Source organism: Alphaproteobacteria bacterium LSUCC0684, from assembly GCA_041228335.1.
Lineage (GTDB): Bacteria > Pseudomonadota > Alphaproteobacteria > Puniceispirillales > UBA1172.
In genome coordinates this window covers 1,839,533-1,853,565 of the sequence record CP166130.1, presented here as the reverse complement: position 1 = coordinate 1,853,565, position 14,033 = coordinate 1,839,533, and the positions used below count along the sequence as shown (strand labels likewise).

The window sequence follows — 14,033 nt, the reverse complement described above, 5'->3', positions numbered from 1 at the left end:
GAAGCCATCTTTATTATGCATTATGTCCGGGGATTATGGCAATCATAAGACAATATCCTTAAGGATAGGTTTAAGGCATCTTTGTCGCGTCAAGCGGTTGCCTTGCGTCCTTTTGCCATTTCAGGAAAGCCGGAACCGATGGTGCTATCCTGATCTTCGGCTATTATGTATATAAGAGGAAGAAGAGAGGCAGTATCATGTTCGACCCAAGCGGAAAAAACCCCTTTGAGCTCCTGGACAGCTGGATGAAGGATGCCGAAGCATCCGAGGCGAATGATGCGAACGCCGTGGCGCTGGCGTCGGTTTCCGATAAGGGCTGGCCCTCGGTGCGGATGGTGCTGATGAAGGGCCGTGATGATCATTCGGTCCATTTCTATACCAATTATACCAGCCGCAAGGCTGGAGAGCTTGACGCAACCGGCAAGGCGGCGATGTGTTTTCACTGGAAATCCCTGCGCCGGCAGATCAGGCTGGTGGGTGCGGTCAGCCGTCTTCAAGAGGCGCTTTCGGATGAATATTACCATTCGCGCCCCTATGGCAGCCGCATCGGGGCATGGGCATCGGATCAGTCAAAACCCCTTGAAAGCCGGGAGGTGCTTGCGGGCCGTGTTGAGGAATTCGGCAACACCTATCCTGAGGCCCCGCCGCGGCCGCCCTATTGGGGCGGGTACAGGCTGACCCCCCATGAATTCGAGTTCTGGATGGATGGGGAATCAAGGCTGCATGACCGTTTCCGGATGCTGAAAGAAGGCGATGGCTGGACCTCGGCGCGCCTCTATCCCTGAAGGAAGGTTGACCGGGACCTGGCCGCCCAACGCCATCTCTCTGGTCAAATGGTCCGGAATGTCGGCAATCGGCAGGCGGGTGATGCTTTTTTAGGCCGGATTTGGTCGCTTGATGGACGCTTTTTAAGGCCTGAAATTTATAAAATAGGCTCAATTCAGATATATTCGCTGTGGGGTTCCACGGCCATGTTTTGGCATCAGGGAGATGATTGATGAAAACGCAGGCTCGTGCTGTTGTGATCGGTGGCGGTGTCGTCGGGGTATCCATGCTCTACCATCTGGCAAAGAAAGGCTGGACGGACAGTATCCTCATTGAGCGCAAGGAATTGACATCAGGCTCGACCTGGCATGCGGCCGGTCTGTTGCCCTTGTTCAACATGTCCTATTCCGTCGGTCAGGTGCATAAGTATTCGGTCAGGTTCTATCAGGAACTGGAAAAAGAGACCGGCATGAATGTCGGCTTCCGCAATGTCAGCAATATCCGTCTTGCCTCCACCCCCGACCGGTGGGACGAATATATGCAATATGCCGGGGTGGCTGATACGATCGGGGTTGAGGTCAGGCGGCTCACGCCTGATCAGGTCAAGGAAGTCTGGCCCCTCTGCAACACCGAAGGCCTTCTTGGCGCGATCCAGCATCCCGGCGATGGATATATCCAGCCGGCGGATCTGACCCAGGCCATGGCAAAAGGAGCCCGGGATCGCGGCGCCACGATCTACCGTAACACCACCGTGACCGCCATCAACCAGACACCATCCGGTGAGTGGGAAGTCGTCACCGACAAGGGCACGGTGACCTGTGAGCATATTGTCTCCTGCACCGGCAATTTCGCCCGCAAGACCGGCGCCATGGTGGGGCTCAATGTGCCGGTCATTCCGGTTGAGCACCAGTATATCGTCACCGAACCTCACCCCGAGATCAAGGCACGCCACGCCGCGGGTGAGCCGGAAATGGGGGTTCTGCGTGACAGCGATAACGGCTGGTACCTGCGCGAGGAAGCCGGCGGGCTGATCCTCGGCCCCTATGAAAGCGGCGCGCCTGCCTGTTACATCGACGGGCCGAGCGAGGATTCCGAATACGAACTTTTCCAGGAAGATCTTGAGCGGATCGAACAGCATATCGAAAGCGCGATGATGCGGGTGCCGGTTTTCGGTGAGGTCGGGGTGAAACGTGTCTATAACGGGGCGATAGCCTATACCCCGGACGGCAACCCGATCATCGGTCCGGCGCCGGGCCTGCGCAATTTCTGGCTTTCAGAGGGCCATTCCTTCGGCGTGACCGCCGCCGGCGGTGCTGGCTGGCAGCTGGCGGAATGGATGGTGGAAGGCGAGCCCACCATCGACATGACCGGGGTGGACCCGCGCCGTTTCGGCTCCTACGCCACCGAAAGCTATCTCATCACCAAGAACGAGGAAGCTTACGCCAATGTCTTCACCATCCATTATCCGGATGAAGAGCGTGAAGCCGCCCGTCCGCTGCGGACAGCACCCTCTTATGACCGGCTGAAGGATCTTGGCGCGGTATTCGGGCAGAAATTCGGCTGGGAACGTGCCAACTGGTTTGCGCCCGAAGGTGTTGCCCGGGAAGATCACTGGTCCTTCCGGCGGTCCAACTGGTTTGAACATGTCGGCAATGAAGTCCGCAACACCACCGAAAATGTCGGCCTTCTCGATATGTCCGCCTTTGCCAAGGCGCGCATTTCAGGCCCCGGCGCGGAAGCCTTCCTTGACCATCTCATCGCCAATCGCGTGCCGAAAAAGGTTGGCCGGGTCAATCTCTGCCATGCGCTGGCGCCATCGGGCGGAGTGCATTCCGAGTTCACCATCATCCGCGAAAACGACCAGTCCTTCTATGTCGTTTCCGCCGGTGCGCTACAGAGCGTGGACCATGACTGGATCCGCAAGCACATGCCCGAAGACGGTTCGGTTCAATTCCAGAATCTGACCAATTCCATGGGCGTGCTGGTGGTGGCAGGGCCAAAGGCAAGGACGCTGATGGAGCGGGTATCGCCGCGCTTTGATTACTCGAACGAGGCCTTCCCCTGGCTTTCATCGCAATGGGTCAATGTCGGCCATGCCCCGAGCCTTGCCGCACGGGTCAATTTCGTCGGTGAGCTTGGCTGGGAGCTCCATCACCCGATCGAGTGCCAGAATCATATTTTCGATACCCTCATGGCAGCGGGGGGTGATCTGGGGCTGAAGCCGTTTGGCATCAGGGCCATGGACTGCATGCGGATAGAAAAATCCTACCGCATGGTCGGCACCGAACTTTCGATCGAATACGCCGCCCTTGAATCCCATCTTGAACGCTTTGTTCATCCCAACAAGGGTGATTTCATCGGCCGGGATAATCTGGTGTCCTGGCAGCAGAAAGGTTTTGCCAACAGCCTCGTGACGCTTGAGGTCAGGGGTGTTGATGACGCCGATGCCATTGGCGGCAACCCGATCTATCACAATGGGGAGATGGTCGGCCGGGCGACATCCGGCAATTACGGGTTCCGGATCGGCAAATCGCTTGCCATGGCCATGGTGCCGCCCGCCCTTGATGCGGAAGGCACCCGGTTTGAGATTGATATTCTCGGCAAAAGGTATGAAGCGGAAATAATTCCTGAAAGCCCGTTTGACCCTGAAAACGAGCGGCTGAAAGCCTGAAGCAGTCTAACAGAAAACGATCAGACAGGATCATATCATGACCGAAGCAAAAGAAACTGAACGTCGTTCCCGCCGTGGAGGTGGTCGAGATGCCCGCCGTGCCATCCGTGCTGCATCAGGGGCCATGTCCAGGCCTTATATCACCCGCAACATGCCGGTGTTTGATGTGCTTTCCGATGAAGGCGCCGAGATCATTGAAAACAACGCCGAGACCATCCTCGAAGAGATCGGCATTGATTTCAAGGATGATCCCGAAGCTCTTGCCATCCTCAAAGATGCCGGGGCGGATGTCCAAGGTGAGCGCGTCCATTTCCCGCGCGGCATGTGCCGGGAATTATGCAAAAGAGCTCCGTCCGAGTTCACCCAGCATGCCCGCAACCCTGAAAGATCGGTGGTGATCGGCGGAAACAACACGGTTTTCGCCCCGGTTTATGGCCCGCCCTTCATCCGTGATCTTGAAGGTGAGCGCCGCTATGCAACGATCGAGGATTTCCGCAATATCGTGAAAATCGTCTATATGCATCCCGGCCTGCATCATTCCGGCGGCACGGTCTGTGAGCCGGTGGATCTGCCGGTGCCGAAACGTCACCTCGAGATGATCTATACGCATATGAAATATTCCGACAAACCCTATATGGGATCGGTGACCTCGGCGGAGAGGGCCAAAGACAGCATCGCCATGTCGAAGATTCTCTTCGGGGAGGATTTCGTCAATCAGAACGCGGTGATGACCAGCCTGATCAACGCCAATTCCCCGATGACCTGGGATGAGACGATGCTTGGCGCCCTCAAGGCCTATGCCCGGACCGGGCAGGCGGTGATCACCGCGCCGTTCATCCTGGCCGGGGCGATGTCGCCTGTATCGGTTGCCGGCACGCTGGCCCAGACACTGGCCGAAGCCATGAGCGGAATTGCCTTTGCCCAGCTCATCAATCCCGGCACGCCGGTGATATTCGGCTCTTTTGCCTCATCGATGTCGATGCAGACAGGCGCGCCGACCTTCGGCACCCCCGAACCTGCCATGGTGCTCTATGGATGCGCCAAGCTTGCCCGCCGTCTCGGGGTGCCTTTCCGTTCCGGCGGATCGCTGACAGCAGCCAAGACCGCCGATGCCCAGGCCGCGTATGAAAGCGCGCATACGATCACGCCGACGGTCCTTGGCGGGGTGAATTTCGTGCTCCATGCGGCAGGCTGGATGGAAGGCGGGCTTGTTTCTGACTTCCGCAAACTCATCCTTGATGCCGATCAGCTGACCATGATGGGACGCATGGTGGGCGGTATTGATATCTCTGAAAACGGCCAGGCAATGGATGCTATCCGTGAAACCGGCCCGGGCAAGCATTTCCTCGGTTCAAGCCATACCCAGGCCAATTTTGAAAACGCTTTCTGGCGGTCGGAAATGGCGGATAACAACACCTTTGAGCAATGGAGTTCCGAAGGCTATATCGAAAGCGCGAAAAGGGCGGAAAACAAGGCAAGGCAGATGCTGGCCGAATACGAGGCCCCGGCGCTTGACCCGGCAATCGATGAGGCCCTGCAGGCGTTCAAGGCCAAGCGCATGGAAGAGTTGCCTGACGCCGAATATTGATCTGCCGATAATCGCGGCCACAAAAAACCGGGGTCATTGCCCCGGTTTTTTTCTGATATGGGCCAGAATCCGGGCTGGCCCCATTCAGGCGGCGTGATAATCAAAACCAAATTCGATGGAGGCATCCTGCATCAGCGCCACGATATAGGGCATGAAGCTTGACCGCCCGATGACAAGAAAACAATCTGTCTTGAGACATGCAATCGTCACCCCGGCATGGGAAAGCAGGCTCTGCTGCGCCATGCCCGGCGTGAAGGCTTCGTGGTGAAAATCCAGCCCGCAATGCTTGGCCAGCACCGCCCGCACATGCGGGCCTTTCATGGTCACCGCACCGATCGCATCGCTGACATCGGTCGCGGCAACGTGCCCGGCCTCGGGCGTGTCGCATTCGGCGATGATCGATGGCGCCGCCCCGTTTTCCGCCATGATCATCCATTCATCCGGGCCGAGCCAGATCACCATGCGGTCACCGGCGGCGGCAAAGGTGTTTGCATCAAGGGGCAGATCGGTGCCGACGCTGCGCTTGACGGCGCGACGAAGAGCCATGTTATCCGGCGAGGCCCGCAGGTTGATCTTGTCGCTCACCCCGGTATCGCGGATGATCGTTGCGCCAGCCGAGCCGTCCAGGCAAGGCGCGCTCGTTTCTGGCAGGCCGCGCAGGGCGGATTGCCCGGGAATATTCCTGAGGTTAGCCATTGATCTTTTCTCCTTTGGGGTCATAGAAAACCGTATCGGTAATCCTGGCCTTGATAGGTGGACGTCCATCAATCATCGGGAACCAGACGGTCTGGCCTTTCATCGCATGGCCGCCCTTGAGCATGGCCATTGCGATCGAATGCCCGAGATTGGGGGAGTAGTAGGATGACGTCACCTGCCCGAGCATGGTCATGGGCATGGGCTCGTTCGGGTCAAGCACGGCATGGGCACCTTCGGGTATGACCTCTTCGGGGTTTTCGGTAACCAGTCCCACCAGCTGTTTTCTGTTGGTGAAACTCATGCTTTGACGTTCCAGCGCGCGTTTGCCGATGAAGTCGGCCTTGGCCTTGGAAATGATCCAGTCCATGCCGAGATCATGGGGGGTAACCGATCCATCGGTTTCCTGCCCCACAATGATGAAGCCCTTTTCCGCCCGCAATACATGCATCGCTTCGGTGCCGTAAGCGGTCAGGCCATGGTCCTCGCCGGCGGCCATGAGATTTTTCCACAAGGCAAGGCCGAGCCGGGCCGGGGTGTTGATCTCAAAACTGAGCTCGCCGGTAAAGGAAATGCGGAAGATCCGTACCGGCAGGCCCGAGATTGTCCCTTCACGGAAGGACATGAACGGGAAAGCTTCATCGCTGAGAGGGACGGAACATCCGGCTTTCTCGAGGATCAATCTTGCGTTCGGCCCTGAGACCGTGGCCACCGACCATTGTTCGGTTACGCTGGTCATATAGACTTCAAGTTCCGGCCATTCCGTCTGGTGCCATTCCTCAAGCCAGTCCAGCATCCTTGCGGCCCCGCCGGTGGTGGTGGTCATATGGAAATGAGTTTCCCCGAGCCGGGATGTCACCCCGTCATCCATGACCATGCCGTCATCTTTCAGCATCAGGCCATAGCGGCACTTGCCCACGGGCAGTTTAAGCCAGGCGTTGGTATAGACGCGATTGAGGAATTCGGCGGCATCCTTGCCGCGGATATCGATCTTGCCGAGGGTCGAGGCATCGAGGATGCCGGCGGTGGTGCGGGCGGCCTTCACCTCTCTGTTGACGGCAGCCTTCATGTCTTCCCCGGGCTTGGGGTAGTACCAGGCCCGCATCCACTGACCGACATGCTCAAACCTCGCGCCTTGGGCTTCGTGCCATTCATTCATGCGGGTGAGGCGGATGGGATCGAACAGATTCTTGATATCCCGCCCGGCAATCGCCCCGAGGGACGATGGCGTGTAGGGAAGACGGAAGGTGGTCGTGCCGACATTGGGGATCTCGTCATCCAGCTGATCGGCGATAATCCCGAGGGCATTGATATTCGAGGTCTTGCCCTGATCGGTGGCCATCCCGTTGGTGGTGTAGCGCTTGACATGCTCCACCGAATGATATCCTTCGCGGACAGCCAGTTTGATATCGTTGGCGGTGACATCGTTCTGGAAGTCGATGAAGGCTTTGGGCCCGGCGCCCGGACTGGCATCGGTCGGAACTTTCCAGAGCGCTTGCGGCGTGTATTCCTGCGCCGGAGCTTCAACCGCAGGGCAGGCAGGAACATGGCCGGAAAATCCCCGGTTTTCCGCGGCCGCGGCACCGGCTTTGGCGCCTTCATCCATCGCCCGGGCAAGGTCGAACGTGCCGTTGCATGCCCCCACGGACTGCGCGGCTTCATGGTAGGTCGACGGCACAAAGCAGAGATGCTTTTCGTTCCAGGAAAGCTTGCCGCGGGCCTGGCTGTGCAGGTTGACAATCGGGGTGAACCCGCCGGACATGGCGAGCAGATCGCAGTCAATATAGAACATGTCCCCGTCCACTTCGGCGGTGCGGGGGTTGATGCGGGCAGCCTTGATGCGGCTGACCCGATGATTGCCCACCGCTTCCAGCACGGCATGGCCGGTATGAACATCGATCCCGCGACGGATCGCTTCGGTAACGAGCGACGTGCCGGGCGCCGGGCGCATGTCGATGATGGCGCGGATATAGACCCCGGCATCAGCCAGCGCAAGGGCAGTGCGATACGCATCATCGTTATTCGTCACCACCACCGCGCGCCGCCCCGGGGCAACAGCGTAGCGGTTGACATAACTGCGGACAGCACCCGAAAGCATCACCCCGGGCAGATCATTGCCGCCGAAAACAAGCGGCCGTTCATGGCAGCCCTGGGCCAGCACGACATTTCCGGCCCGCACCTTCCAAAGGCGCTGCCGCGGCAGATGCGCCGGGGTTGCGCCGAGATGGTCGGTCACCCGTTCCATCAGCGTCAGGTAGTTGTGGTCCATATAGGCAAAGACCGTCGTCCGTGGCAGCAGGGTGACATTTGGCAGGGAGGAAAGCTCGGCGGTGATTTCCTGAACCCAGTCCGCGCCCGGCTTGCCGTCAACCGCGGTGTCGGTTTCAGAAAGAAGCCAGCCGCCGAACTCGTTCTGCTCATCGGCGAGAATGACGCGCGCCCCCGCCCGCCCCGCTGCCAGTGCAGCCATCAATCCGCTTGCGCCGCCACCGGCAACAAGCACATCGGCATGGGCGTGGGTTTTCTCATACCTGTCCGGATCGTCGTGATCGGTTGCCGCCTTGCCGAGGCCGGCCGCCCGGCGGATGAAATGCTCATAGGTCATCCACATATTGGCGGGCCACATGAAGGTCTTGTAATAGAAAGCGGCCGGAAGCAGGCGATGGAAAAACGAATTGATCGCACCGATATCGAAATGCAGCGATGGCCATCTGTTCTGGCTTTCGCTTTTCAGATCGGGGTAGAGCTCAATCTGGGTGGCGCGGAGGTTTGGTTCAATCCGTGCCCCTTCGCCGAGACGGATAAGCGCGTTCGGCTCTTCGCTGCCCGCCGACATGATCCCCCGCGGGCGATGATATTTGAAACTGCGCCCGACCAGATGCACGTCATGGGCAAGCAGGGCCGAGGCGAGGGTATCGCCCTCGAAACCGGCATAGGTCCTGCCATCGAATGTAAAGGGGATCAGCCGATCACGATTGATCCGCCCACCGGATTGAAGGCGCATGGAACCCGCGTTCAGTGTTGATCTCTTCATCATGCTTTCTTCCCTTTGCCGGAAGGTCTTGCGGCAGCTTCCGCCGCGGTCTTGCGGCGCCAGTTGATCTCATAGGCTTTTTTGCCAGCTTCGCTTTGAGGCAGCGCCCCCATGGGATAGATCTCGATGATCTCATGGGTCACGGTATCTCTTGCCATGTTGAACCAGCGGCGGCATCCGGCGGCATGGCGCCAGCGTTCCAGAAACACGCCTTTGGTGTTTTCCCGGAGGAACAGATAATCCGCAAATTCGGCATCGGTGATGGCGTTTTCAGCCAGAGGCCGGAGGATATGGGCCTCCCCGCCACAGGTAAATTCAACTTCGTCGCGTTCGCCACAGTGAGGGCACGTGATCAGCAGCATCGCAAACTCCCTTCAAGCCATCAGGTTCTAATGGGCCACACCGGCCGCGCCATGTTCATCGATCAGGAGCCCGGTCTGGAACCGGTCCAGCGAATAGGGCGCCGCAATCGCGTTGGGGCGGTCATTGGCAATGAGATCGGCAAAGACATGACCGGAGCCAGGCGTCGCCTTGAAGCCGCCGGTCCCCCAGCCGCAGTTGAAATAGAGCCCGTTCACCTCTGTTCTGGAAATGATGGGCGAGGCATCCGGGCATGTATCGACGATACCGCCCCAGTGACGCAGCATCCTGAGGCGCGACAGAATGGGGAAGAGCTCAACCGCGGCCGCGATCATGTGTTCCGGCACCGGGAAGGAGCCGCGCTGGGCGTAGGAATTGTATTTGTCCACCCCGGCGCCGAGCACCATTTCGCCCTTGTCGGACTGGCTGATATACATATGCACGGCGTTCGACATGATCACCGTATCAAGCACCGGCTTGATCGGCTCGGATACAAGGGCCTGCAGCGGGCGGCTGGCAATCGGCAGGCGGATATCCGCCATCGCCGCCAGCACCGAGCAATGCCCGGCGACGACGCATCCCACCTTGGGTGTCTTGATGAACCCGCGTGTTGTTTCAATGCCTTCGATCCGTCCGGCTTTGCGGCGGAGGCCGGTGACCTCGCAGTTCTGGATGATATCGACACCCAGATCATCGGCCGCCCGGGCATAACCCCAGGCAACGGCGTCGTGACGCGCGGTGCCGCCCCGGCGCTGGAGGAAGCCGCCCATCACCGGATAACGGATCGTCGGGTCGATATTGATCGTCGGCACAAAGGCCTTGATCTCGGCGGGGCCGAGCACATCGCTGTCGATGCCGTTGAGCCGGATCGCATGCACCCGCCGCGACATTTCGCGCAACTCGTGTTCGCTATGGGCGATGGTCAGCACGCCGCGCTGGCTGAACATGACGTTGAAGTTCAGGTCCTGCGACATGCCTTCCCAGAGTTTGAGCGCGTGATCATAGATGGCCGCGCTTTCATCCCACATGTAGTTGGAACGGATGATGGTGGTGTTCCGGCCGGTATTGCCGCCGCCGAGCCAGCCCTTTTCCACCACGGCGATATTGGTCATGCCATGTACCGCGGCAAGGTAATAGGCCGTGGCAAGGCCGTGGCCGCCGCCGCCCACAATCACGGCATCATATTCCGCCTTGGGTTCAGGGGCGCGCCATGCCCGCTGCCAGTCCTGATGATAGGAGGCGGCGTTGCGCGCCAGCGAGAAAATCGAATATTTCGGCTTGCCACCCGGAAGACCGCGTGCACCCCTGTTCGGTGTTTCAGCCATGAAGCCATCTCCCCTGTTGATCCGGCTCCTGCCGGAATATGGACGTAATGTGACCGAAAGCCGGAATTTTCCCTATCTTGGCAACGACACGGGTTTTCATGCTTCCGACATATATTTTGCATGTTTTAGCACAGCTTGCCAGATGGTGGCAGTATTGCGACAATTTGGCCAGATCAGGAAGGTGCGGCAGCGGCTTGGACAAGATCATCCGGGAGGAGTATATTATCCCGTGCCAGCTATCCGGCATGCCACCGTATCAGAGGAGCGTTTATGCCTGTTCTCAATACCCTCGCGGATCGCCACGATGAAATGACCGCCTGGCGGCGTGAGCTGCATCAGCACCCGGAACTCGGGTATGAGGAGCAATGGACCTCGGATTTCATTGCTGAAAAACTTGCCTCTTTCGGGATTGAAGTCCATCGGGGCATGGGTAAAACCGGCGTGATCGGGATTATCCGGGGGCAGGGAAGCTCGTCGGGCATGATCGGCCTGCGCGCGGATATCGATGCCTTGCCGATGACCGAAGAAAACAGTTTTGAACACGTCTCGCAGAACCCGGGACGGATGCATGCCTGCGGCCATGACGGTCATACGGCGATGCTTCTGGGGGCGGCGGAATACCTCGCTGAAACCCGGAATTTCGACGGCACGGTTGCGCTTATCTTTCAGCCTGCCGAAGAAGGCGGCGCCGGCGGCAAGGCCATGATTGACGATGGGATATTTCAGCAGTTCAAGATGGAAACGGTCTGGGGCATGCATAACTGGCCTGGTCTTGATGTCGGCAAGATGGTGGTGCAGCGCGGGCCTTCGATGGCGGCGGCGGATATGTTCACCATCACCTTGACAGGCCGGGGTGGTCACGCCGCCATGCCGCATACAACGCTTGATGCGATCGTCACCGGCACTGCCCTCGTGCAGGCGATGCAGACACTGGTCTCACGCCGGATAGACCCGATTGATCCGGCCGTTGTTTCGGTCACGCAGTTTCACGCCGGCTCCACCCATAACGTGATTCCCGATACAGCAGAGATAGTCGGCACGGCACGCTATGTCCGCCACGAAACCGGGGCCTTCATCCAGAATAAGCTCCGTCATCTCGCGGCAAGCATCGCCGCCGCCCATGACTGCAGCATGACCTTTGACTGGGAGGCCGGCTACCCGCCCACGATCAATCATCCGGCCGAAGCCGAGCGCGCGGCCCGGATCGCCGAAGAAGTGCTTGGCCCTGATGCCGTGATTTTCGATGCGCCGCCGTCCATGGCTTCCGAAGATTTCTCCTATATGCTTGAAGAAAAGCCCGGGGCCTATATCTGGCTTGGCGCTGGCGGCGGTGGCGAAGGCGCGATGCTGCATAACACCGGCTATGACTTCAATGATGAACTGCTGCCACTTGGCGCCAGCTACTGGGTGCGTCTGGTGGAAACCGAACTGCCCCGCGGATAGCCGCGCCCCTGCCGCCGCGCCCTAGCGGACACGGACAAGATCACTCCACCGGGTGGTGTAGGCAGGTGACTTGAACCGCGATCGCATGCGCCAGCGTTCGGCTTTCGGCATGAGGTGGTGGCGGGTTTTATCGTGACGGCCCCTGGGGGTGAGGCCTTCGGCGGCATGGAACAGCGTTCCCTGACCCATGGCGGTATTGATCTGGTCAAGGGCCGCCATGCGGCGATCGCTGGCCTGGCGTTCGGCCGCCATGTCCCGTCCGCTGGCATAGAGGCTTGTCCGGAAGAGACTTGCCTGATCGCCGTGATCATCCACCAGTTCGGTCAGCATGACACCGGCTTTATGATAGCGATAACCGGGCCGCCACAGATGCCGGAGCGCGCCCATCGCTGCCTGGATAAGCCGGGCCGTGTCGCTCGTGGCTTCATCCATCCCCACCATGGCGGCGTTGCTGTATTGCGGATCCTGCTGGCGGAAGCGGTTGGTGCGGATGAAGACGTAAATGCCCCCGGCACGGGAGCGTTGTCGCCGGAGCTTTTCCGCCGCCCGTGCGGTATGGCTTGCAACAGCCTGCTCGAGACTGGCCTTATCGCTGATCATGGTGCCGAAACTGCGTGAGGACATGATGGTCTTGCGTGGCTGAACCTCTTCAAGCTCGAGGCAGGACCGGCCGTTGAGTTCATGCACGATGCGTTCCCCCACCACCGACAGTGCCTGCCGGATCTGGCGTGGGCTGGCCTGCCTGAGCTGGAGCGCGGTGCCGATGCCCATCTGCCGGAGCCGTGCCCCCCAGCGTTTCGATATCCCCCAGATATCCTCAACGTCGATATCCCCGAGGATTCGGGTCATCAACCCGGGGTCGTCCATGACATAAACGCCATCGGAGGTGTATTTCTTGGCAATCCGGTTGGCGAGTTTGGCCAGCGTCTTGGTCGGCGCCACCCCGACGGATACCGGGATGCCCGTCCACTGCCGGATTGACCGGCGGAGATGACGCATGTGATCCGGCAGCATGGCCGGGGCGAACCCGTCAAGGCCGAGAAAGGCCTCATCGATCGAGTAGACTTCCACATCCGGGGTGAAGAAGGTGAGCTGATCCATCACCCGGGCCGATATATCCCCGTAAAGCGCGTAATTCGATGAGAACACCGCCACCTGGTGACGCTTCAGCAACGACTCGTATTCATGGAGCGGGGCACCCATGGGCACGCCCAGCGCCTTGGCTTCATCGGATCGGGCGATGATACAGCCATCGTTGTTCGACAGCACCACCACCGGCCGGCCGATGAGCCGGGGCTGAAACACCCGCTCACAGGAAGCGTAGAAGTTGTTGCAGTCAACAAGAGCGTAGCAGGGCATGGCGCAATCCGGCGCAGTGAGTGAAGATGAAACCCGGAAGAACGGGGCAGATCAGACCTGATGGATGACGCTGGTCACCACCCCCCAGATCACCATGTCGTTGTCATCGGCAACGGCGATCGGGGCATAGGCATCGTTTTCCGGCATGAGCAGGGTCTGGCTGCCCTTGCGATGAAGCCGCTTGACGGTGAGCTGGCCATCGATGGCGGCGATGACAATCTTGCCATGCCGCGGCTCAAGACTGCGGTCCACCACCAGGATATCATCTTCATGAATGCCTGCCTTGATCATGGAATCGCCGCTGACCCGGACAAAGAAGGTCGCCGACGGACGCTTGATCAGATGCTCATTCAGGTCGAGGCTGCCTTCGAGGTGATCATCCGCCGGTGAAGGGAACCCGGCCGCCACCGCACAACTGAACAACGGCAGGGCATGACTGCCCTTGTTGATATAGTTCAGCACATTATCCACCATGCTGATGGGGATGCGGACAGGTTTGGTGGCTTCGCCGTAAGGCCCCTGGCCCTTCGGCCGCCCGGCGCCGGGGCGGGCACCGCCTCTCTTGCTCTTGCGGGGGGCTGACGGATCAGCGGAAGAAGAAATGGTCATGACAGACTCCGTATGCTAATCGTAGGAAAAGACCATGGGTAAGGTCTGCGTATAAACAATTTCTAATAGAATACCGAACAGTATTCATCTTGCAAGAAGATTCTGTCGTTGCGGCAGAAAAAATCAGGCGGGATGCCAGCCGGATGAGATCAGCCGATGAGGGATCAGCAGGTTGAAGATCGTCAC

The 14,033-nt window shown here is 59.3% G+C and carries 10 protein-coding genes; 4 read left to right on the top strand and 6 right to left on the bottom strand.

Features of this window, described 5'->3' with window-relative positions:
• Positions 1-197 precede the first annotated feature (197 nt).
• From pdxH to AB8880_08835, 3 genes are all read left to right on the top strand, one after another.
• Positions 198-785 carry a pyridoxamine 5'-phosphate oxidase gene (pdxH, locus tag AB8880_08845; protein ID XDZ65030.1) on the top strand — a complete coding sequence of 196 codons (588 nt, stop codon included), beginning with the start codon at positions 198-200 and terminating at the stop codon, positions 783-785.
• 212 nt (positions 786-997) lie between these two features.
• Positions 998-3,436, top strand: coding sequence for an FAD-dependent oxidoreductase (locus AB8880_08840; protein ID XDZ65029.1), 2,439 nt, complete (start codon positions 998-1,000; stop codon positions 3,434-3,436).
• A 37-nt stretch (positions 3,437-3,473) separates the two neighbouring features.
• On the top strand, positions 3,474-5,024 hold the full coding sequence (locus tag AB8880_08835; GenBank protein ID XDZ65028.1) for a trimethylamine methyltransferase family protein: 1,551 nt from the start codon (positions 3,474-3,476) through the stop codon (positions 5,022-5,024).
• Between the two features lie 84 nt (positions 5,025-5,108).
• On the opposite strand, the gene AB8880_08830 is transcribed toward AB8880_08835, so the two are convergent.
• Genes AB8880_08830 through AB8880_08815 form a run of 4 tightly spaced genes read right to left on the bottom strand, consistent with a single transcriptional unit; the run spans position 5,109 to position 10,436 of the window.
• The gene (locus AB8880_08830) at positions 5,109-5,720 is read right to left on the bottom strand and encodes a sarcosine oxidase subunit gamma (GenBank protein XDZ65027.1); all 612 of its coding nucleotides are present in this window, start codon (positions 5,718-5,720) and stop codon (positions 5,109-5,111) included.
• Positions 5,713-8,754, bottom strand: a complete 3,042-nt coding sequence (locus tag AB8880_08825) for a sarcosine oxidase subunit alpha family protein (GenBank protein ID XDZ65026.1) — start codon at positions 8,752-8,754, stop codon at positions 5,713-5,715. The genes AB8880_08830 and AB8880_08825 overlap by 8 nt, the downstream gene beginning before the upstream one ends.
• Positions 8,751-9,113, bottom strand: coding sequence for a sarcosine oxidase subunit delta (locus AB8880_08820; protein ID XDZ65025.1), 363 nt, complete (start codon positions 9,111-9,113; stop codon positions 8,751-8,753). Before AB8880_08820 ends, AB8880_08825 begins: the two co-directional genes overlap by 4 nt.
• A gap of 27 nt (positions 9,114-9,140) precedes the next feature.
• Positions 9,141-10,436: a sarcosine oxidase subunit beta family protein gene (locus tag AB8880_08815; protein XDZ65024.1), complete on the bottom strand. Its 1,296-nt coding sequence runs from the start codon at positions 10,434-10,436 to the stop codon at positions 9,141-9,143.
• Between the two features lie 270 nt (positions 10,437-10,706).
• Here AB8880_08815 and AB8880_08810 point away from each other — a divergent pair, with 270 nt between their 5' ends.
• The gene (locus tag AB8880_08810) at positions 10,707-11,879 is read left to right on the top strand and encodes a M20 aminoacylase family protein (protein ID XDZ65023.1); all 1,173 of its coding nucleotides are present in this window, start codon (positions 10,707-10,709) and stop codon (positions 11,877-11,879) included.
• 21 nt (positions 11,880-11,900) lie between these two features.
• Here the strand turns inward: AB8880_08810 and AB8880_08805 are convergent, their stop codons facing one another.
• A complete protein-coding gene (locus tag AB8880_08805; GenBank protein XDZ65022.1) occupies positions 11,901-13,238 on the bottom strand; it encodes a Y-family DNA polymerase in 1,338 nt (445 codons plus the stop codon).
• A gap of 51 nt (positions 13,239-13,289) precedes the next feature.
• Positions 13,290-13,847 carry a LexA family protein gene (locus AB8880_08800; GenBank protein XDZ65021.1) on the bottom strand — a complete coding sequence of 186 codons (558 nt, stop codon included), beginning with the start codon at positions 13,845-13,847 and terminating at the stop codon, positions 13,290-13,292.
• Between the last annotated feature and the right edge of the window lie 186 nt (positions 13,848-14,033).